Origin of the sequence: Lacticaseibacillus jixiensis, from assembly GCF_042847315.1 — a bacterium.
GTDB classification, from domain to species: Bacteria; Bacillota; Bacilli; order Lactobacillales; family Lactobacillaceae; genus Lacticaseibacillus; species Lacticaseibacillus jixiensis.
In genome coordinates this window covers 1-22,519 of record NZ_BAAFPR010000010.1, presented here as the reverse complement: position 1 = coordinate 22,519, position 22,519 = coordinate 1, and the positions used below count along the sequence as shown (strand labels likewise).

The 22,519-nt window shown below is 52.3% G+C and carries 14 protein-coding genes, 3 tRNA genes and 1 rRNA gene; 2 read left to right on the top strand and 16 right to left on the bottom strand.

Annotated features, from left to right (window positions below):
• Positions 1 to 6 precede the first annotated feature (6 nt).
• From ACGG90_RS08105 to nadE, 3 genes are all read right to left on the bottom strand, one after another.
• Positions 7 to 456, bottom strand: coding sequence for a hypothetical protein (locus tag ACGG90_RS08105; protein WP_390408081.1), 450 nt, complete (start codon positions 454 to 456; stop codon positions 7 to 9).
• A gap of 1,327 nt (positions 457 to 1,783) precedes the next feature.
• Entirely contained in the window at positions 1,784 to 4,438 is a 2,655-nt protein-coding gene (locus ACGG90_RS08100; RefSeq protein ID WP_390408078.1) for a cation-translocating P-type ATPase, read from the bottom strand.
• 310 nt (positions 4,439 to 4,748) lie between these two features.
• Entirely contained in the window at positions 4,749 to 5,576 is an 828-nt protein-coding gene (gene nadE, locus ACGG90_RS08095) for an ammonia-dependent NAD(+) synthetase (protein ID WP_390408075.1), read from the bottom strand.
• A 233-nt stretch (positions 5,577 to 5,809) separates the two neighbouring features.
• Between nadE and ACGG90_RS08090 the strand changes: the two genes are divergently transcribed.
• Complete coding sequence (locus tag ACGG90_RS08090) at positions 5,810 to 8,296, top strand: TIM-barrel domain-containing protein (protein ID WP_390408072.1); 2,487 nt, start codon at positions 5,810 to 5,812, stop codon at positions 8,294 to 8,296.
• A gap of 75 nt (positions 8,297 to 8,371) precedes the next feature.
• Here ACGG90_RS08090 and ACGG90_RS08085 read toward each other — a convergent pair whose 3' ends face one another.
• The 11 genes from ACGG90_RS08085 to ACGG90_RS08035 form a co-directional block, all read right to left on the bottom strand.
• Complete coding sequence (locus ACGG90_RS08085; protein ID WP_390408069.1) at positions 8,372 to 9,997, bottom strand: glycoside hydrolase family 13 protein; 1,626 nt, start codon at positions 9,995 to 9,997, stop codon at positions 8,372 to 8,374.
• A gap of 20 nt (positions 9,998 to 10,017) precedes the next feature.
• Positions 10,018 to 11,640 carry a peptide ABC transporter substrate-binding protein gene (locus ACGG90_RS08080; RefSeq protein ID WP_390408066.1) on the bottom strand — a complete coding sequence of 541 codons (1,623 nt, stop codon included), beginning with the start codon at positions 11,638 to 11,640 and terminating at the stop codon, positions 10,018 to 10,020.
• Between the two features lie 316 nt (positions 11,641 to 11,956).
• On the bottom strand, positions 11,957 to 13,837 hold the full coding sequence (locus tag ACGG90_RS08075) for a sensor domain-containing diguanylate cyclase (RefSeq protein WP_390408064.1): 1,881 nt from the start codon (positions 13,835 to 13,837) through the stop codon (positions 11,957 to 11,959).
• Between the two features lie 175 nt (positions 13,838 to 14,012).
• The gene (locus ACGG90_RS08070; RefSeq protein WP_390408062.1) at positions 14,013 to 15,488 is read right to left on the bottom strand and encodes a nicotinate phosphoribosyltransferase; all 1,476 of its coding nucleotides are present in this window, start codon (positions 15,486 to 15,488) and stop codon (positions 14,013 to 14,015) included.
• A 331-nt stretch (positions 15,489 to 15,819) separates the two neighbouring features.
• A complete protein-coding gene (locus ACGG90_RS08065; RefSeq protein WP_390408061.1) occupies positions 15,820 to 16,518 on the bottom strand; it encodes a GntR family transcriptional regulator in 699 nt (232 codons plus the stop codon).
• Positions 16,519 to 16,720: 202 nt separating this feature from the next.
• Positions 16,721 to 17,521 carry a pyrroline-5-carboxylate reductase gene (proC, locus tag ACGG90_RS08060; protein ID WP_390408060.1) on the bottom strand — a complete coding sequence of 267 codons (801 nt, stop codon included), beginning with the start codon at positions 17,519 to 17,521 and terminating at the stop codon, positions 16,721 to 16,723.
• Positions 17,522 to 17,616: 95 nt separating this feature from the next.
• Positions 17,617 to 17,688 (bottom strand) — tRNA-Gln (locus tag ACGG90_RS08055).
• A 5-nt stretch (positions 17,689 to 17,693) separates the two neighbouring features.
• Positions 17,694 to 17,774: transfer RNA gene (locus ACGG90_RS08050), tRNA-Tyr, on the bottom strand.
• 80 nt (positions 17,775 to 17,854) lie between these two features.
• Positions 17,855 to 18,670 carry a metallophosphoesterase gene (locus ACGG90_RS08045; protein WP_390408058.1) on the bottom strand — a complete coding sequence of 272 codons (816 nt, stop codon included), beginning with the start codon at positions 18,668 to 18,670 and terminating at the stop codon, positions 17,855 to 17,857.
• A 705-nt stretch (positions 18,671 to 19,375) separates the two neighbouring features.
• Positions 19,376 to 20,845, bottom strand: coding sequence for a peptide MFS transporter (locus ACGG90_RS08040; RefSeq protein WP_390408055.1), 1,470 nt, complete (start codon positions 20,843 to 20,845; stop codon positions 19,376 to 19,378).
• Positions 20,846 to 21,156: 311 nt separating this feature from the next.
• On the bottom strand, positions 21,157 to 21,663 hold the full coding sequence (locus ACGG90_RS08035; RefSeq protein WP_390408052.1) for a hypothetical protein: 507 nt from the start codon (positions 21,661 to 21,663) through the stop codon (positions 21,157 to 21,159).
• A 64-nt stretch (positions 21,664 to 21,727) separates the two neighbouring features.
• Between ACGG90_RS08035 and ACGG90_RS08030 the strand changes: the two genes are divergently transcribed.
• A complete protein-coding gene (locus tag ACGG90_RS08030) occupies positions 21,728 to 22,135 on the top strand; it encodes a hypothetical protein (RefSeq protein ID WP_390408050.1) in 408 nt (135 codons plus the stop codon).
• Between the two features lie 60 nt (positions 22,136 to 22,195).
• Here the strand turns inward: ACGG90_RS08030 and ACGG90_RS08025 are convergent.
• Both ACGG90_RS08025 and rrf read right to left on the bottom strand, forming a co-directional pair.
• A tRNA-Thr gene (locus ACGG90_RS08025) sits at positions 22,196 to 22,268 on the bottom strand.
• 126 nt (positions 22,269 to 22,394) lie between these two features.
• Positions 22,395 to 22,511: ribosomal RNA gene (gene rrf, locus ACGG90_RS08020) — 5S ribosomal RNA — on the bottom strand.
• Positions 22,512 to 22,519 lie beyond the last annotated feature (8 nt).

The window sequence follows — 22,519 nt, the reverse complement described above, 5'->3', positions numbered from 1 at the left end:
CTCCGCTTAGCCCATCATTGAAGAAAGCTTCTGGATGTACTTCATCAAGCGCTCAGAAGCGGCATCTTGATCAGCTTCAGCCTTCAAAAACGCCGCTTGATCGAAGCTGGCCGGGTCGTCATGCAAGGAATCGACCATGTTTTGGCAGCCTTGTGTGAAATCACGAAAGGCATTGGTCAACAACTTGTGGTTGCCCATCAAGCGGGCCGGCACCTTAGCGTCTTCAAGCTTTTGCAGCATGCCTTGGTAATGATCCGTCCCATCGGCAAAAGAAGCCTTGGTCTTGGCATATTCATCAGCGTCAAAATCAGCCACGCTGCCGGCTTCCAGCGCGTCTTTCAACGCAGTGAACTTCGGGCTCATTTGGTCTTGTTCGGCCTCGGTATCGCTGACGATCAAGTTGATCAATTGCGCATAGTATAAGAACTTCGCTTGGGTCTTATTCATCTTAGCCATAAGTATTCCTCCTGTAATCGCGGCTGATGCCGCACTGGGTATATTTTACCAGATAATCGGCGCGTGTGCCGCGCAGGTTTAGCAAGCGCCACCACGAAAAAAAGGTTCGGCCAAGTTGGTCGAACCTTAATGCGGGCACAACAAACACACGATCAGCGTATTCGCTATCGTGTATTTGTCGCAACAGGCTATCTTTATCCCTGCCTGTTGGGCTTCGTCGAGCTGCGCAAAGCAACGCGATTGCGTATAAGCCATCCCGAGTCCATGGCCAAGACCGCCATTGGCTCAGGCTGTCTTATACACATCGCTAAATACGCTTTGCTCCGCTCTGGTATTCAGTTAAGTACCCAGCGCCGTATGCCTACGTGCGCTGAGGTGGTCATGGTGCAATCTGATAACGTCCTGGCATTGCCTAGGGCTTCGGACACTAGGCTTCATGGCGCTCTGGCGCTTTGAACGCACGAGCCGCGGTGCATGCCGTTACACATAACATCCTCAGATCAGCTCGTGTAGGGATGCCGGGTACAGACCAACTTGTACTTTGCCAGTCTCAACACCCCACTGCAGGTTGCAATGGTAATATAGCACCATCTTCGATTTATAGCAAGCGTTTTACAAACTTTTTACAATTCAATTCAGTATACCGGAATTGTTGCAGTTTCGCGAAAAAAGCACCTCCCTCACGTGCTCGTTCACGCAAGAGAAGTGCTTTGCTCTGATTCAATCGACGCCTGCGATTTTGACATCGTACCGCATGCGCGAGTGGTTTAGTAACCTGATGCGAATTTCGCAGGATCGGTGAAGCGTAGGTGCGTAGGGCCAGCAAGATGGTCAGGCCGTGAAACGTGTGATGTCAAGCGAGACTCGCGGACTTTGCGAGGCTTGCTCGACATCACACGCGGCAACTTTTGAGATTTGCGAGGCGAGCCGCAGGCGAGTGCAAAGCTCAAAAGTTAGGCGTAAAACACGCGTACTTTGCGTGGTTGAAGCCGGCCGCACAGCCTGCGCCATCTTGCTGGCCCCACGCGCCGGAGCTTCACCGATCCGGGCCTTGCCAGTCCATGCTTCAAACGCTGTGGTCTTCGTCGAGCTGCGTGGCGCAACGCGGGGGCGGCTAGCTACGCCATTGCACTTGAGGCAAAGACCGCCTTATGCGCAATGGCTAGGCTACCCGACCCGCTAAAAGCGCGCCACTCCGCTCTGGTTTTTTCGTCGAGCTGCGCAGCCCAGCGCGATTGCGTATAAGCTGTCCCGAGCTTATGGCAAAGCCCGCCATTAGCTCAGGCCATCTTATACACATCGCTAAGTGCGGGCTGCTCCGCTCTGGTTACTTTTTCATTTTGCGTTGCACGAACTTCACGATTTCAACGATCACCACGATACCAAACCCGGCCCCTAAGACCACAGCCCATTGATGCCAATCAAGACTCGTCACATGGAACAAGCCATTGAAACCAGGGACTAAGATCGTTACTGCCAACAAGGCAAATGAAGCGAGGATCGCCAAGTTGAAGGCGCGGTTGCGGAACAAGCCAACCGTAAACAGGCTTTGGTGAATGGACTTCACGTTGAAGGCATGGAACAACTGGATCAAACCAAGCGTCGCATAAGCCATCGTTAACGCATCAGCATGCATCGCGGCACTAGCAGTATGCACCGGCCAAGTGATCCCGATGTAGTACACCCCAAGCGTCAACAAGCCTTCCAGCAAGCCTTGCCAAATCACCGCTTGGCCCACACCGCCAGAGAAGAAGTTGGACTTGCGCCCGCGCGGCTTTTGCTTCATGATGCCAGGTTCCGTTGGTTCCACCCCTAAGGCAATCGCCGGGAACGTGTCAGTCACCAAGTTGATCCACAAGATATGCACAGGAGCGAGAATGTCCCAGCCTAACATCGTCATCATGAACAAGGTCAAGACTTCACCTAAGTTGGCCGACAACAGGTATTGGATACTCTTTTGAATGTTGGAGAAAACTTTGCGACCTTCTTCCACCGCCGTGACGATCGTGGAGAAGTTATCGTCAGCTAACACCATGTCAGAAGCGCCTTTAGACACTTCCGTCCCGGTGATGCCCATGCCGATGCCGATATCAGCCGCTTTCAAAGCCGGGGCATCATTGACGCCGTCGCCAGTCATGGCCACGACTTTGCCCTTCTTCTGCCAAGCGTTGACAATACGCACCTTGTGTTCTGGTGCCACGCGGGCGTAGACGGAATACTTGTCGACATTCTTGGCGAATTCTTCATCCGTTTGTTCATCCAGTTGCGCCCCAGTGATCACCGCGGCATCGTCGCCTGGTTCAATGATCCCTAAGCGCCCGGCGATGGCTTCGGCGGTATCTTGATGGTCACCGGTGATCATCATCGGACGAATCCCAGCGGCTTTGGCTTGCGCCACAGCGTCTGCGGCTTCTGGCCGTTCCGGATCGATCATCCCCACTAACCCTGCAAAGATCATGTCATGTTCCACCGTATCGGTGTTGACCACAGCTGGTACGGCATCGATGATCTGATACGCCATCCCCAGCACCCGCAGCGCCTGTTTGGCCAGCGCCTGGTTAGTCGCCAAGATCTGATTTCTGCCAGCGTCGTCTAAGGTGTTCACCGTTTGGCCAAAGGCGATTTGGCTCACACGCTTAAGCAATTGATCCGGTGCGCCTTTGGTGGCCACCAAGAAGCGGCCATCAGGCATTTGGTGAATGGTGGTCATGAGCTTTCTTTCCGAGTCAAAAGGCACTTCTGCCACCCGCGGCATGGCTGCCAGTTCGGCGTCAACGTCAAAGCCTTGGCGCTTGCCATAAGCCACCAGCGCCGTTTCAGTTGGGTCCCCTAACATGGTGCCGTCTTGTTGGACCTTGGTATCATTGGCAAAGTTCATGATCGTCATCAACAAGTTGCCGCCGGCGATGCCGTCTGCGGCATCATGCAAGGCACCATCATAGTAGACTTTTTCAACGGTCATTTTGTTTTGGGTCAGCGTCCCGGTTTTATCTGAGGCAATGATTTCTGTGGAGCCTAACGTTTCAACGGCTGGCAGCTTGCGCACCAAGGCGTTCTTCTTGGCCATTTTCTGCGTACCTAAGGCCAAGATGATCGTGACAATGGCTGGCAAGCCTTCTGGAATCGCCGCCACCGCCAAAGAAATCGCCGTTAAGAACATTTCTGGCAAAGACATCGCATCACGCCACATCCCCACGCCAAACACGATGGCGGCAATAATCAAGATCATGATCGTCAGCGTGCGGCCTAAGGCACTTAAGTTGGCTTGCAGCGGCGTGGTCGTTTCTTCGGCGTTGTTGATCATGCCGGCGATGCGGCCGACTTCGGTGTTCATCCCAGTAGCCACCACCACGCCGACACCGCGGCCGTAAGTGATGTTGCTGTTCATAAAGCCCATGTTGGTGCGATCGCCGATGCCGACTTTATCGCCAGACAGCGCTTCAACAGACTTCTCCACCGGCACCGATTCACCAGTTAAAGCAGATTCTTCGATTTTAAGGTTCGCTGATTCAACAAAGCGCATATCAGCTGGAACCACGTCGCCGGCTTCCACCAAGACCACGTCGCCGACCACCAGCTGAGAGCTGGGGATCGTGACCACGTTATTGCCGCGGCGCACATGCGCGTCTGGCGTGGCCATTTTGGCTAAGGCGTCGATGGCTTCTTCGGCTTTGCTTTCTTGAAAAACCCCAAAAATCGCATTTAAGATCACCACTGCCAAGATGATCCCGGCATCGGCCCACTCATGCACCACAAAACCGGCGATCAAAGCGGCAACCAGCAACACAATGATCATGAAATCTTTGAACTGATCTAAGAAGCGCTGCACCATGGTTTTCTTCTCGCCTTTGGCTAAGGCGTTCTCACCATCGCGCGCCAAGCGCTTGGCAGCTTCATCTTGGCTCAAGCCAGTTGCCAGGTCCACCTGGGTGCTTTGCAAGATCTCTTCGGTACTTTGTGCGTATGCGGGACGTTCGGCCATATTCCATTCCTCCTTGATTGGTCGCGGGTAGAAAAAAAGAGACTTACGGACTGCGTCTGCAGTTCATAAGTCTCACTATTTAAGGCAACACCAGCTATAACTTGTTGGTGACGTTGCCGCGGTTGACCCGCTAGTTACTCCCTTATGTGACAAATTAATTATATCTAATCCCAATCAAGAACGCAAACTATTTCTTTACCAAGGTGAATTAAAATTCTCCCAAGTGAATGCTCAGTGCCCACCAGGGAGTCGCTTTGCAGCGCAGCGGCAACAAGCCGGCGCAGCCAGTTTGACCTGCACCGTTAATGACTTAATCTTGCCAGAACGTGTCATATACCGTGATCGGCAAATGGCGCTTATGCTGGGACTTCTTGTACCAGTTTTCGATCGTCTCCGCGGCTTTATCACTGACCGTCTTGCCTTCCAGATAATCATCAATGTCTTTGTAAGACACCCCTAACGCCACTTCATCAGGCAGCGCCGGGCGATCTTCTTCCAAATCAGCCGTTGGCGCCTTCTCATACAAATGAGCTGGGGCACCTAAAGCTTTCAACAACGCGGCGCCTTGGCGCTTGTTCAAGCGCCACAGCGGTGTCACGTCAGCGCCGCCATCCCCGAACTTGGTGTAAAAGCCGGTCACGGCTTCTGCGGCATGATCAGTGCCAACCACCACCCCGGCATTGGCGCCGGCAATGGCGTATTGGGCGATCATGCGCGCACGCGCTTTGATGTTGCCTTTGTTGAAATCAGACACAGTAAGGTCATTGGCTTCAACAGCCGCCACCATGGCATCAACAGAAGGTTTGATATTAACGCGGGTCGTGACGTCAGCTTGCATGAAGTCAATGGCGGCCATGGCGTCGGCTTCATCGGCTTGTTCACCATAAGGCAAGCGCACAGCGATAAATTGATAAGCCTTGCCGGTTTCTTGGCGCAATTCAGTGACGGCCAGTTCTGCCAGCTTGCCAGCCAAAGTGGAATCTTGGCCGCCAGAAATACCCAGCACCAAAGACTTCAAGCCGCTATAATGAGTAAGGTAATGTTTGAGAAAGTCGACTGAGCGCCGGATCTCGACTTGCAGGTCGATTGTTGGCGCAACGTGCAAAGCAGTAATGATTTCTTGTTGTAATGGACGCATGATGTTCTTCCCTTCTGAACTGGGTATGTCGTTGATAATGCCTGAATGACTTGGCATATTCAGGTTTATGATACGCGTCGAACCTGCCAAACGCAACGCGGCATGAAAGCAAAGCTGCCATAAGCCAACGCAGGTGCATTTTTCACATAATCCCACCCGGCCCCTTGTGCTTGCAGACAGATTCGATATAATTAGAAAATAATGATAAATAAATTAGAACTCGAGGTGCTAAAATGCTGAGCAATCCCAATTTGATCACAAATCTGCACACCACCGCTGATGCTTGCTATTTTGACTATCATGGCTGGCATGCCCGCTTGCAACAACAAACCGACCACAGCCTGCGCTTGACGGTGAGCCAAACTGGCAATTGGCCTGATACGCCAGAGCTGGCCGCAGATCCAGTCGTGACCAAGCACGCTGATGAAACGATTGCCACCGGCGGCCGCGGACAGCGTTATGAAGCGCCGATCATCACGGCAACCACTTGCCAGCCGCTGACCGTCAAGGACCAAAGCATCACGATCAACGACACTACCATCGTCATCGACACTCAAGGACTGTTGGCGATTCGCCGCGACGATCAACTCATCGCCAGCATCGCCTTGCCGCAATTTACAACTGACAGTTGGACCATGCGCATTAAAGCTGCGCCTTGGGGTTATTATTACGGCGGCGGCACGCAGAATGGCATCGTCAGCTTAAACGGCCGCTTGATCCAAATCAAGAATGAAAACCGCTGGACGCAAGACGGCGTATCCAGTCCGGTGCCTTTCTATTGGGGCACGGTGGGCTATGGCGTATTAGTCAACAGCTTTACCCCTGGCGAATATGATTTCAGCAATCCGCATGCTGGGGTGCTGCTCAAGCATGAAGGCCAGGTTTGTGACGTCTTCTTGCTGCTTGCCGATAAACCCAGCGCTTTGATCCATGCTTACCACGAGCTGACCGGCCAGCCCAACCGCAACCCGCGCTTTTCCTTCTATCCGGCGCACATGAACGCCTATAATCGCGATTATTGGGTACCGGTGACGCCGGATTCCACCGGTGCGGTGCAGTTTGAAGACGGCCGCTGGTATAAAGAATATATGCCCATCGACCCGCAATCTTTTAACACCAATTACCGGCCTGGCCAAATCCAGCGCAACGGCCAAACGCTGGTGCCTAATGTGCCAGGCGACGGACAAGTCACATTTGAACAAGGCGCGGTTTTGCGCGAAACGCTAAATGGCGAACATGACTATCAGCTTTCAGCCCGGGCAGTGATCGATCGCTATGCCAAAGCCGGCTTCCCCTTGGGCTGGCTGCTGCCGAATGATGGTTATGGCGCCGGTTATGGCCAAACGGACTCTTTTGCCGGTGATCTCGCGAATTTGCGCGCCTTTAGTGAATACGCCAGCGCGCATGGCGTAGCGACCGGCTTGTGGACGCAAGCCAACTTGGCGCCAAAAGATCCTGCCCATCCGCAGAAGAAGGAACGCGACTTTCACCAAGAGCTGACCGTCGCCAATGTGCAAGCCATTAAAACTGACGTCGCATGGGTCGGCGAAGGCTACACCTTTGGCTTAAATGCCACGACTAAAGCGGCGGCGGCAATGATTGCCGCCAAGCGCCGGCCAATGATCGTCACCGTTGACGGCTGGGCCGGCACCCAGCGCAACGCCATGGTGTGGACCGGCGATCAAGCCGGCAGCGACTGGCAAAACATTGCAACCAACATTGCCAGCTACTTAAGCACCGGCTTATCCGGCAATCCCAACGTCGCCAGCGACATTGATGGCATCTATGCCGGCAGCGACTCAGTGATCCAAACCCGTGACTTGCAGTGGAAAGCTTTCACGCCAGCGTTTTTTGCCATGGATGGGTGGGGCGATCGGCCAAAGCTCATGGGCTTAGATGCCGGGGCGCCTTATGCGGCGATCAACCGCCAGTATTTGCAATATCACACGACCTTGCTGCCATATTTATACAGTCTGGCCGCTTTAGCGCAAACCACCGGCGCGCCGATCATGCGGCCGACTTGGTGGGTGGATCAATCTGCTTATGCTTTCAGCAATGACTTAAACGATCAATTGTTGATCGGCTCAGACCTGCTGGTGGCGCCGATCACCACGCCTTATGCCCTCAAGCCAAATGGTGACGGCAAACGCGCCCATGTTTATTTGCCGCAAGGGACTTGGTATGATTTCTGGTCAAACCAGCAGCTCACCGGCCAGCAAACGCTGGCTGATATTCCAGCCCCACTGGCGCGCATGCCGCTATATGTGCGCGCCGGGGCGCTGATCCCGCTGGCTGAACCTAGTTTGCACCCTCAAGCACACCCCACCAGCCGCGCCTTTGATTATTATCCAGGCCCGCGGCGTGATTTTACGGTGATCGACGATGATGGCACGACATTAGCTTATCAAGCCGGTCAAGAAGCGCGCACGACCATTAGCGGCCAAACAACGGCAACGACTGTCACCTTGCACATCGCCCCTACCACCGGCCATTATCAACAAATGCCGCAAACGTTAGCGACGCGCTTGTTCATTGTCTTGCCTGCAGCGCCAAAGCAAGTCGCCGTGCAAGTCAATGGCCAAGCGCTGGCAGTCCAGTGGACATTTGGATTGCGCCAAGGCGACGTGTTTGCCGACAACCGCAAGCAAGTTGGGGTCAGCTTGAACTTGCCGCAGCTGCCGATTGCGGACAGCGATATCCAAATCACCGTCACCATTTAACAAAATCTGCCCCTGCTTTTGGCACAAGCCACAAGCAGGGGCAGATTTTTGTTTAACGATCATGCAAGATGCTGACTAGTTCATGGTGACGCGCACTTCATAAGGCCTAAGCGGCGTGTTGGCAGCAGGCGTGTCATTGCCTAACAGCCAATGCGGCAGATCCGGCGCAGACAGTGCTTGCAGATGGTCGGTGAAGTTGGCTGCCACTTGCAGCTTGACCCCATCCAGGGTGCGCTGGTAGGTCCAAGTTGCCGCATTGTCTGCATCCAACAAGTGGTAATCACCATAAACGATCACCGGATACTGGTGTCTCAGCACATTCATCTGCCGATAAAAGGCCCACACCGAATCAGGATCATTCACCTGACTGACGGCATTGATCTGCGGATAATTGGGATTCACAGCGATCCAAGGTGTCTTGGCTGTGGTGAAGCCGGCGTTGGCCTTGTTGTTCCATTGCATCGGCGTGCGCGCATTATCGCGCGACGAATGATGGATCCCTGCCATCATCGCAGCTAGCGTATGCACCTGGCGTTCATTGACCAGCTCCTGGTAAGCATTCAAGGTTTCTATATCGCGATAATCACTGATATCGTCAAAGGCGACATTGGTCATCCCCAGTTCTTCACCTTGATAAACATACGGCGTGCCTTGCATAAAATGCAACACCGCCCCGAGCATCTTGGCCGAAGCCACCCGATATGCCGGCGAGTCATTACCAAAGCGCGAAACGACGCGCGGTTGGTCGTGATTATTCCAATACAAGGCGTTCCACGCTTGGCCGTTGAGCTGCGTTTGCCAGCGGCTCATGATGGCTTTAAGCTTCGGCAATTGCACCGGATGCACCCGCCAGCGGCCAAACTCCGGATCCAAGTCGACACCCATATGCTGAAATTGGAAGATCATATTCAGCTCATGGCGGTCAAAACCCGTATACTTCAATGCTTCTTGCGGCGTGGTACCGCTCATTTCCCCAACGGTCATGATGTCATAGCGGCTTAAGACGCGCTGATTCATTTCCTGCAAATACTCGTGAATCGGCGGCTGGTTCACGTGAAACTGCGGCGTGTGGCCAAAATCTTGGGGCTTGGCCAACATGTTGATGACATCCATGCGAAAGCCATCGATGCCTTTTTCAAGCCAGCGGGTCATCATCGCATACACCGCGTCACGCACCGCCGGATTGCGCCAGTTAAGATCAGGCTGCTGCTTGGCAAACAGGTGCAAGTAATACTGATGGCGCTTGGGCGAATATTCCCAAGCGCTGCCGCCAAATTCTGCCGGCCAAGCGTTAGGCGCATGACCATCAACGGGATCTTGCCACAAATAATAGTCGCGATATGGCGCCTGGCCTGCTTCACTGGCGATGAACCAAGCGTGTTGGTCACTGGTGTGATTCACCACCAGATCCAGCAGCACCTTCAAGCCTAGCGCATGGGCTTCTTGCAATAAGGCATCGAAATCCGCCATGGTGCCAAACGCTGGCATGATCGCTTCATAATCGCTGATGTCATAGCCGTTGTCTTTGTTAGGCGACGCATAAATCGGACTGAGCCACAACACATCAACCCCTAGCTGCTGCAAGTACGGCAGTTTCTGGCGAATGCCGTTCAAATCGCCGATACCATCCCCATTACTGTCTTTAAACGAGCGCGGATAGATCTGATAAACCACCGCTTCTTGCCACCAATTACGTGCCATGCTGTCCTCCTGCCCCTCAGTTATTTCAGATAAGCGTTAACGAAATCATACGTTGACGTCGGGCCATACTTCAAGTTGTGCATCGTTTTGCGCTGCACTGTCGATTGAACTTGTTGATAAATCGGGATGACGCCCACGTCTTTAGTCAACAGCTTCTGGGCTTGGACCATCGTGTCCCAACGCTTGGTTTCATTAGTCGCATACGTTGTGCCGGTGGCTTTGATCAACGCGTCATAAGTCTTGTTGGAATAGCCGCCATCGTTGCCTGAAGCACCGGTGGTAAACAGATTCAAGAAGTTGATCGGATCTGGAAAATCAGCGCCCCAAGCGGTCATGTTCAAATCAAAATCACCATCTTTAGCCGCTTGGATCGCGCTTTGTTGCGGCATGGTCTTGATGTCGATGGTCAAGCCTGGCAAGTTCTGCTCAAAGATCCCTTTGAAGTATTCTGCGTTATGCTTAGCCGCTTCAATATCGTTGGTCAGCATTTCCAGCTTCACTGACTTCACGCCGACTTCTTTAAGCCCTTCCTTCCACAACTGCTTGGCTTTTGCTGGATCATAGGCCGTGTATTGCGTCATCCCAGCTGACGATTCCTTCTCGAAATCAGCGCCAGTCTTAGGGTCTTTGGCCAAACCTTCCGGCACAATGCCAGTAGCCGGCACAGAGCCGTCGTTGAGGACTTTCTTGATGAACTGCTTGCGGTCAAAAGCGATCCCCATGGCTTGACGCACCTTGAGATTGCGCAGCACTTTAGAGCGTTTGATGTTCAACGCCACATAATAAGTTGCCGTGCGCTTCAATGGGGTGTACGCTGACATCTTCTTGGCTTGTAAGGCACTAGCGCCGGTAACCGTGGCTTGATCCAGCTTGTTATCGTTATACAAGTTCAACGCCGTCGATGGTTCCTTGACCACTTGGACATTGATCCGCTTGATGTGCACATTCTTGGCGTTCCAATAACGCGGATTCTTGACTTCGTACCATGAATCGCTGTTGCCGTCCCATTGCTTGACCGTATATGCCCCGTTGGTCAGCACATCTTGGGCTTTAGTGCCATAATGTTTGCCATATTTATTGACGGCCTTGCTGTCTTGCGGGAAGAATGGCGCGGCAACCATCATCGTCTTAAAATAAGGCATCGCCCGCTCCAAGGTCACTTGCAGCTTATAATTGCCCAACGCCTGGATGCCTAAGGTCTTGGCAGCTTTCTTGCCGGCCATAATGGCATCGGCATTCTTGATACCTGAATACAAATAGGCATATTGGGACTTTGTGGCCGGATCGATCGTGCGCCGCCAAGCATAAACAAAGTCTTGCGCCGTGACGGGATCGCCATTGCTCCACTTGGTATGCTTAAGCTCGAACGTATACACCAAGCCGTTATCCGTTGGTTCAGCGATTTTCTTGGCCACTGCTGGCACCAGATCTTTGCCGGCATAGCGATACAACCCGTCCATTGAATCAACTAACGCCTGTGCAGAAGTGGCATCAGTCATCAATGAAGGATCCAGGGTGATAATCGAGTTAGCTTCCATGCGATTCCAACTGGTCGTGCTGGCGGCTTGTTTCTTCTGCCCGCATGCCGTCAGGACAATGGCGCTGATCGCCACCATGATTCCTACTACAGCATTCTTTTTCATTTCGTCACCCTTTTTCAGTATTAATACATTAAATTTAAATGTGATATAAATTGCATTATAGTTAAAATATATAGAAAGTCAATGAATTGTGTCAAGATTGGTGAACAATTGACCACAAATTGGACACAAAAAATCCTCTACCGAATCGGACCTGGTAGAGGAATCGCTAAATTTAGAATTGATTAATCAACTGCGCTAGATCTTCGCTTGCGCTATTGGCTTAATGGTTGGTCCTGAACGCTTTGGCGCAAATGCAAGCAATCACAAGTGCTCATTGCGAATCTGCAACAAGACACGAAGACCAGTACGCGCAAATTTACATCGCTGGCAGGGCAGGTTTGGAATAATAATACCCTTGGAAGAACTCGATGCCTAATTGGTCATGGGCAAATGTCACTTCATCGGCGCTTTCCACACCTTCTAAGATAAAGTCCAAATGCCCGTCATCGGCGACTTGCTTCCAGAAGGTGATCCGCTCTTGCATCAGCTGCGGCGTTTGGGAATGGCGCAGGTTTTGCATGGCAAACTTGACCCCATCCACATAAGGCAGCAAGTCGCGCACCACTTCATAGGAATTGTCGCTGCCCACATCATCAATATCAATGCGCACCCCATTGGCGCGATAAATCGCCGTGATCTGCCGCGTCGTCGCAAAATCCGGCACATCAGTGATTTCAACGGACAATTCATCTGGGCCAGCTTTGCTTTTCTTAAACGCACACAGCTGCTCGGCAATCGCCGGGTCGGCGAATTGTTTAAGGGTTAAGTTGATCGACAAGCGCCGCGTCGATGATACCGCCAAGGCCTTTTGCACCAAGTTGATCTGCGTTTCAACGGAAATATCAAACATTTCCGGCAACACCCAGCGGTCGTGTTCATGGTCAAACAAGCGCAACAACAGCTCATTGCGATAACGCGGCGGATCTGAGGCTGCCGGGTCGCTGACTTGATAAATGCCTTGGGTGAAGTAAGAATACGTGGCGATCATATCGTGTTCAGCGCGGGTGTGCACCGTTTCGCCTTCCACAGTGATCGTGTCGCGGCCGGCGCGCTTAGACAGATACAAGTTGTCATCGGCGCGCTTATAAGTGTCATCAATGGAATGGTCGCTGTTGCGCACGGCGGTCATCCCCATCGACAAGGTTACGGCGATATCATAACGCTCATATTGGTAATGCGCCTTGCGCACCGCCTCCCAGCATTCGGTGATGATCGGCAGCACTTGCGCCGGGGCGCGCTTGGGGAAAACGATATTGAATTCTTCGCCGCCGGTGCGATAGATCTGATGTTGCACTCCAGCGTGATCCAGCTGCGCCGACAAAGTCGTGGCCACACCGATCAGCACAGCATTACCAGCCAAATGGCCATAATGGTCGTTGATCAGCTTAAAGTGATCAATATCCAGCGCCACCAAAGACAGCGGCTGGCCTTGTTCACGGGCTTCTTCAAACAATTCCGTCAAGTCATGTTGATACAGCGAATAGGTTTTGGCATTGGTCAACTGGTCATAATTGGCCAGCTGGCGCAGCCGCGCCGTGTGCACGTCGCGACGGTGTTCTTGGATCCACAACGCCGCAGCTGTGCCAGCCATTGCGATATACATCGCAATGCTGCCAACCAAGATCGGCGTGCGCAAGCTGCTGGCAGAAAAAGGCGGCAGCAGCACCCAGAAAATAACCGCGGTATACGAAAAAATCGCAATCGATGCCCACAATGTGCGCCGAATGTATTGATGATACAAACGCATCACCACCACGCCAATCGCCAACAAGCCCAACGACACGCCAAACGCCGGCTGATTTAAGGCTGAAGCATGATGCATCGTCCAAATCGCCACCAGCCCCAAAACCCGCACCGCCACTTCAGGCTTGGACAAATTCGAATCCAGCAGCGGAAAAACCAGCAGAAACAAGCCCACATTATGAAACATCACCGCACTGCTGCCGACATAATAGCCCATCAGATGCAAGACCGCTGCCACCACCAAGGCCATCACCATTAGCGCTACCCGCGCGCCGAGGCGTTGGGCCTTGGTGTGTTCGTGATCAAAAGCATAACCATAAATATCTTGATAATTACCCACGAAACCGGCTGTAAAGAACACCGCCATCAGCAACTCTGCGACCCATACCGGCCAAGGCAGGACTTGCAGATGCATCATCATATTGAGATGGACTCCAAAGATAGTCATCACCATCTTGACCCCTCCAAGCATCAAAGTTCTGTTTATAAGGATACCCTTCTCATAAAATAATGTATAGCAGCGATCCGCTAATTCCTAAATAATTCTTGCGAAATTTGCCCATTGACTACACAAATAGCGGCGCTTCACGAGCAGTCAATCCTCGTGAAGCGGCGCTATTGGCTGTCAGCTAAGCTTTGCGCCAGTTGACCTTTTCTTTGATGCGGCGAATGATCGCCATTTTGTTATCCCAAGCGGCTTGCGACAAGTCGACTGGATAATCTTGCGGGTTCAAGACCCGCTTGTATTCATCCCATAAGGAATCCACTTGTGAAGCCGCATATTGGCGAATGTCCACCAAGGCTGGCAAATCATAAACTAATTTGCCTTGATCAAAAATCGGCTGCAATACCGGGCGGGCGTCGAAGTCGCGCACGGTTTTGCTGATGTAAGTGAAGTTGGGGTGGAACATGTACAAGGAATCCAACCCAGCCACATCTTCATAATCCAGCGCCACATAGTCGCCTTCAGACTTGCCATTGGCATGGCGGGTGATGCGCCAAACTTGCTTCTTGCCTGGAGTGGAAACTTTCTCGGCGTTAGAAGACAGCTTGATAGTGTCCATCATTTCGCCATGTTCGTCTTCGATGGACACCAGCTTGTACACCGCACCTAAGGCCGGATGGTCATAAGCGGTGATAACCTTGGTGCCAACGCCCCAAGTATCGATTTTGGCACCTTGCATCTTCAAGTTTTGAATGGTGTTTTCATCTAAGTCGTTAGAAGCCACGATCTTGGTGTCAGTAAAGCCGGCAGCATCTAATTGTTGGCGCACACGCTTGGAGATGTAAGCCATATCCCCAGAATCGATGCGCACACCTTGGAAATCGATCTTGTCGCCCATTTCCTTGGCCACTTGAATCGCCGCTGGCACGCCGGAGCGCAAGGTGTCATAAGTGTCAACCAAGAACGTCACATCATGGTTGACTTCAGCGTAAGCTTTAAAGGCGGTGTAATCGTCTTGATAAGCTTGCACCAAGGAATGGGCATGGGTGCCGGAAATCGGGATCCCAAACACCTTGCCGGCACGGACATTGCTGGTGGCATTGAAGCCGCCGATGAACGCCGCGCGGGTGCCCCACATTGCCGCGCTGGTTTCTTGCGCACGCCGGGTGCCGAATTCCATCAACGGATCGTCGCCAACCACCGCGCGAATGCGGGCGGCTTTGGTCGCCACCAAGGTTTGATAGTTGATCATGTTTAAGATCGCCGTTTCAACCAATTGACCTTGGGCAAGTGAGCCTTCCACTTGCAAAATCGGCTCGTTGTTAAACACCAAGTCGCCTTCAACAGCAGAGCGCACGCTGGCGGTGAACTTGAAGTCACGCAAATAATCCAAGAATGCTTGCGGATAGTCGGTGACATCTTTGAGGTAATCCAAGTCGCTATCGGTAAAATGCAGATCCTGCAAATACTTCACCACATGTTCCAAACCGGCGAACACCGCAAACCCGCTGCCAAAAGGCAAATCGCGGAAGTAAACTTCAAACACCGCCTTGCGTTCGGCAATGCCTTGTTTCCAATAGGTGTACATCATGTTCAGCTCATAAAAATCGGTGTGCAGCGCTAACCCATCATCTTGATATGTCATAATTCTACCTTTCATCGCCACCCACCTGGTGTGGCCATTCTCTCGACTCTGCCGAGATGTTTGAATTCTATTCTACCGCGATGGCCCACCAAGTGCAAAACCAAGGCCATATTTTCTCAAACGCGTTGCCTTAAGTCCAGCAATTGTGAGCAAATGCCGCCGCAATTGGTGAAAACCGCTTCAGCCGCAGGACTGCGCCAGCATTTCGGGCCATCAGGTCTGGTCCAATTGTCCAACCACCGATCCTGATTCGAATCAAGCCGCCAGGGCCAATATCGAAAACGGCCCCGACCGACGATTCAAAGGCGAATCGCCGGTCACAGCCGTAGTTGAAATCGCGTGTTGACTAACGCTCCAGAATAAATTCGAAGCGCTCGCCGGCATATTGGGTGCGGACATATTCAAACGGCCGCCCGTCTTGCAAGAATGACACTTGACGCAAGCGCAAAATCGCACTGCCGCGCTTGATCTCCAAGAATTCAGCGATCCGCTCGCTGGCGATCATTGCGCTAACGGTTTGCTGCGCGCCGCCGATTAAGTAGCCATGCTCTTCTAAAGTGTGATAGAACGACTTGGACACTTCGGCTTTAGAGAAGTCTTTGATCATATCATAAGGCACCGTGGCCACTTCAAAGCTGATCGGCACCCCATCGCCAAAGCGAATGCGCTCCATGCGCAGCACCTGGGCGCCGTCTTTGAGCTTAAGTTTCTCAGATTCAGACAGCGACGGTTTGGCCACATGATACGAAATTGTTTTGCTGTCAGGCTTCTTGCCTTGGGCCAGCATCACATCGGTGAAACTGGTGACACCAGAAACGCGCTCTTGCACCTTCTGGTTGGCCACGAATGTCCCAGCGCCAATCCGCCGTTCCAGAATGCCTTCATCAACTAACGTCTGAATCGCTTGGCGCAAGGTCATCCGCGACACATTGAAGGTAACGGCCAAGTCGCGTTCACTGGGGATTCGGTCGCCAATTTGCCATTTACCGGCTTCGATGTCTTTTTTGATTTTGTTATGGATCTGGATATACACTGGAAATTCCACTGTTTCATACCCCTCTTCGTTAATGTCATACCAAGTTTCAACCTGGAATCGGTCTTGGTGGTGGCAGCTTGCCAAATGCCTTTGCCGGCCACATTTGCAACAAGCCAGGCCAACTCGCGCCAGCACTTAAGCTGATGTGCCTTCAAGTTAGAATGGAATTGGTATCATCACCATTTTATATGGTATAGACCAAAAACACAAGCTATTGTTCTTCTTGGTCTTTGGCGATTGTGGCATCAACGCCGGCCACCACCGACGGCATAAACCCAGCGGCTTCCATAGCCAGCAACCCGGCCACCGTGGTACCGCCTGGGCTGGAGACTTTATCCACCAAATCAAAGGGACTGTCGCTGCTTTGCAGCACCATCGCACCAGATCCCAACACGGCTTGGGCGGCGATCTTGTCGGCTTGCTGCTTGGTCAAACCATGCTTGACGCCAGCGCGCGCCAAGGCATCGATGAACATGTACACAAAAGCCGGACTGGACCCGGCCAAAGCCACGAAAGTCGAGAAGTGCTTCTCTTCAAGTTCAATGGTTTCGCCTAACTGATCAAACAGCGCCACCACTTGCGGCAAAATGTCAGCCGCGGCAGGATTGGCAGCATAAGCGGTCATCCCCGCGTTAATGGCCACATTCAAGTTTGGCATCACGCGCACTAATGGGTAGGCTTTGGTGCCTAAGTAGCCTTCGATTTGCAGCAGCGACACGCCTGACAGCAGCGACAACAGCGGCGTGGTTTTGGCTTGCAAAGCCGGCAGGATCTCTTCGATCACGTCGCTTGCCATCACCGGCTTCACCGCCAGCACCACCACATCGGCTTGTTGGATCACGGCTGCATTAGAATCAGCAGTCAACACGCCGGTTTGTTGCGCATAGGCGCCATAGTTGGCCACATGGCCGCCGTGAATGATAATGTCTGTTGGCGCTAAGGCCGCTTTGTTCAACAACCCGTCAATGATGCCTTGCGCCATGTTGCCGGCGCCGATAAAGCCTAATTTCATAAGCATTCTCCTGTGAACCGTTTTCTTTTAGAGTAGCTAACCCAAGCACCTAAGTCAATCAAAAAAGCCTGCAGGCACGCGCCTGCAGGCAGAAATTGGGGTAGCTGGATTCGAACCAGCGCATGACAGAGTCAAAGTCTGTTGCCTTACCGCTTGGCTATACCCCAATCAATGGAGGATCTAGGATTCGAACCTAGGAACCCGAAGGAACGGATTTACAGTCCGTCGCGTTTAGCCTCTTCGCTAATCCTCCATGAATCAACTTAAATAATATACAAGAAATTTCGCCGCGACGCAAGCCTTTTTTTAAACCTTAAGCCACACCATGTTTTTTTAAACCTTAAGCCACACCAAAGTCTTGACCCACTCGGCAAACCAATCGGTACCGTCCCATTCGTTGAGCCGATGCAAGCCATAACCCATCGGCTGCTGGTGATAAGTGGTGCGGCCAAAAGTCTTTGCGGCGCGGCGCTTGTGCAAATGCCCAAACACCACATCAGCCACTTGATAAGCTTCCAGCAGCGCGCCAAGATGCTGACTGCCCATCATGGCTGTGGCCATTTGCCAGCGTGAATGATTCGGCGCATACACCATGAAATCCCGCCGCGGCACAAAATGCGTCACATAAATCACCCGCCGACCTTGCGCTTGTTGCAGCGCTTGGTGCGTGGTTTCCAACACCCGCTGCATGCGCTCAAGGTCTGACACCGGCTGATCAATGGCACCGTCTAACCAGTGGCCGTTCTTCCATTGGGTGAATTCTTGCGGCGTTTTGTGCAAGTCGCTTGGCGCCAAGCTGTAATCATACCAGCCGTTGTTGCCGATGATCACGGTGTCGCTGCCAGGCAAAGTCAAAGTCTGCTCATGCAGATACAAAACATCCAGCGGCGATTGGGCCTGCGCATAGGTGATGTGATTGACCAAGTCGTGATTGCCGGCTAAGAAACGCACCGGCATGCGCACCTGCGCTTGCAAATCATGATAGAACGCTCGTGTCTTGGTGAAGTCATTGAAGGTATCGCCTGCGTTAAGGTAAGCAGCAGCGCCTTGTTGTGTGAGGTAGTCGGCCATGCGCTTGGCGGCGGCGACGGGTTCGATTTTATTCACATCCAAATGATCGTCGACACTAATGGCAATTTGCATAAGCATCCCTCCTGAGTACGTTGGTTTATTGTACCACGAAATATTTCATCCGCGAGCGGCACCGCCTAACGCGACCTCAAATCACTTGTCTACGATTTATGCATGGTGGGCTTTGCCCAGCTGCGTGACGCGACGTACGTAGCATCATTGTTTCGTCGATTGAAGCCAACAGCTTGGCTTGGTCATTGCATGGCGTTGGCTAGTCGCTCCTTATCATCACGCTCAACTGGCATCGGTTATTCGTCTGCGTCTTTGATGCGCTTCATCAACAAAGACACTGACTTTCATCAATTTAGTCCGCGGTGTGCATTTGTTGGTTCAGCCAGCCAAGCACAATCCTGATTCGACTACGGCAGGACAGGGGTTGCGGAGGTGTGCGGGGCAAGCGGCGGTCAGGCCGTGAAACGATCAGCATAGGCAGACAAGCGGGCTGTGCTTGGCTGCCTATACTGATCGCGGCAACTTTTGCGCTTTGCAAGGCGAGCGAAGCGAGTGCAAAGCGCAAAAGTTAGGCGTAAAACACGCGCACTTTGCGTGGTTGCAGCCGGCCGCACCGCCTGCGCCGCCGCTTGCCCCGCACACCGCAGCAACGCCTGTCCGGGCCTTGCCCCAAACGTCATCGCATCTTATCGCCACCGCTAAGTGCGAGCTGCGCCGCTTTGGTAAAAAAACCGCCTCACACAATGAATCGTGTGAGGCGGCAAGTCGAGATCAGTTGACCCCTTGCATCAGTTTTTCGATGCGCGGTGCCATGAAAGCCAAAACAACGGCAAAGACAATGGCAACTAAACCAACGCCGGCAAAATAAGCGACTTCGGTTTGCGGTGTGTACAGCTTAACGATTTGCGCATTGATCGCTTGTGCTGCCGCATCCGCTAAGAACCACATCGACATCATTTGACTGGCGAAAGCTTTAGGCGCCAATTTCGTGGTCACCGACAAGCCCACTGGCGAAATCAGCATTTCGGCAATTTCAACGATCGCCCATGACAATACCAGCCACAGTGGCGATACCCGCGTGTTGGCGCCAAACATCAATACCGGGATCACCATGACCAAATAAGATAAACCGGTAAATACTAAGCCATAAGTAAATTTCTTCGGGGAGCTGGGCTGGCGCTTGCCTAAGTGCATCCACAACCAAGCAAAAATCGGCCCATATAACAGAATGAACAATGGATTCAGCGTTTGGAAGTTCCCAGGCAGGATGTGCATGCCTAAGAAATTCAGCTTGGTTTGATCAGCAGCAAACACCGCCAACACCACCGACCCTTGTTCTTCGATCGCCCAAAAGATCACAGCCGCAATGAACAACGGGATATAAGCCCACACCCGTGAACGCTCGGTTTTGGTGACTTTCTTGGAACGCAGCATTGCCACAAAGTAGCACACCGGCACACCAATGGCGATAATGGTGATCAAGGTGATCACGTTGTTGATCGTCAAAGCGCCGAATGCAGCCATTAAGCCTAAGATCACCACCAACGCCACGATGCCGGCGCAGACCTTGATCAACAGCGGCTTCACTTCTTCAGCCTTCAGCGGATCTGGCGCTTGTGAATCTTTGGGGTTGATCGTTTTGCGTCCGGCAATGACATAATAGATCAAGCCAACAAACATCCCGAATGCCGCAAAGGAGAAGCCCACATGGAAGTTCCACTCGGCTTGGCCCCAAGGCACGATGATCGGCGCGATCAATGAGCCAAAGTTGATCCCCATCACGAAGATACTAAACCCGGCATCGCGGCGCGGGTCGTTCTCCGGATAAAGCGAGCCAACCATTTCCGACACATTCGGCTTCAACAAGCCGGTACCGACGACGATCAAGGCGATCGACGCAAACAAAGCCGCCGCGCCCAGCGGCATCGCCAAGACAATGTGCCCGCACATGATCAACACGCCGCCCCAAAACACCGTGCGCCGTGAGCCCAGCAGCCGATCGGAAACAAACCCGCCGATGGTCGAACTCAAATAAACCAGCGAGCCGTAAATCGACATGATCGACAACGCCGTGGCCTTATCAAAGCCCAAGCCCCCTTTGGTCACTGCATAATACATGTAGTAGATCAAGATGGCGCGCATGCCGTAGTAGCTGACGCGTTCCCAGAACTCAGTCATCGACAAGGTCAAAAGCCCTTGCGGATGGCCAAGGAATGAGCGTTGTTGCTTATCGTTATTCAATTGTCGTACATCCTCTCACTAGGAATTCGTAACCAAACCTAGTGGCCTTCACGTTACTTCCCTCAAAATAACGTAAAATCATTATTCTATTATACGCCAGCTTGAATTTGATTACAAATCTCGTTCATATTTTGCTTGTTGGCGTTCTCATTCTCATATTGTCATCATCTGATACCGAAATCCACTAGCGCTTGTTCACGTATTGCAAACACCGTCTGAATTTTGATTAGATTTCGCTAACAACAAGTCCCCGGGTTTATATGCAAAAATCCGCTGCTGCACTTGATCTGTGCCGCAGCGGATCTGTTTGATTATTGCCGGCTTTGGGCAAGCTGTTGCATGCGTTTGCTATAGGTGGCCAAAGATTGCGGCACCCTGCCGCCGAAATATTGTTTCGCCACCGTGCCGGTTTGGCTCATGAAGGTCTTAGCCGCAGCATTGTACGCCTTTTGGTCCGTGCCAGTCATTGTTTTGAGCATGGTTTGCGCCGTTTTAGCCAAGTCGACTAACGCCTTGGTTTCTTGCTGGCGGCTGGTGTTGGCCACCAGCTGCAAGCGCACATCATCTACTGTTGTTTGCTGGGCAATAGCAGCAGCTTTGACCTTGGCAGCAGGTTTGGAATAGCTGGCCATATCTAAGGGTTTAACCACCGCATCGACGAGTTTGGTGTAGCGAGATTCCAGCTCAGACGTGGTATACTGCTTACTAGTAACCACTGTTTTGATACTGCTGGAACTGGCTGGCTGGGTGCTAGGCGCGTGCTTACAGCCAACTAAAGCCAAACTAAGCAGCAGGATAAGTAACCATGAACGTTTCACGATCTGATTCCTCCCACAGGAATATTTTGACCATTATACCACAATTGCAAAGGAGGTTAACTGTATGGCTACCTGGCATTTAATGTTTCAAAAGCCTGCTTATGAATCTGCCCAACTGCAACACCTCGTCGACCACTTGCGCCAAGCCCAAAGTTTCGGCGGCTTTCCTTTGCAGAAGGCCACATTTGTGCGCGACACCAGCGACTTGGGCTATGTTGACTTAACATTCACCTTAACCAGCGCCATTACCCAGCCGGTGTTTGCCGACATGACCAAATACATCATGGTCGTCGCCGCCGGCTTAGAAGACGCGCCGCTGCCGCTGTATTTTGCCATCATGCAACACTCTATCGACGAGTTGAGCATTTCTTATCACATCTACGACGCCCACAACGTCGACATCTACTACTGGCAAGCCCCGCCGATCATCGCCGCACCAGAAGCGCCAGACAACGGCCTGCGCTTTCGCTAAGCGCATCAAAAAAACCTGCTGACAACGTCAACAGGTTTTTATATTGCCAAGAATTACAGATGCCGTCTACTGGATTCGAACCAGCGACCCCTTCATTACGAATGAAGTGCTCTGCCAACTGAGCTAAGACGGCATGTCGTAATCAACAACATAAGTAATTATACAGGACGCCAAACACCCTGTAAAGCCCTTTTTAACGGGATTTTGCAGCGATTTTTCACCACAAAAAAAGACCCGTCAACGACAGATCTTTCATTCAGCGTGGCGGCTTCCTACCCTCGCAGGCAGTCACCCACCAACTACTCTCGGCGTAGAGAAGCTTAACTTCTGTGTTCGGCATGGGAACAGGTGTATCCTTCTCGCTATCGCCACCACACTGTATTT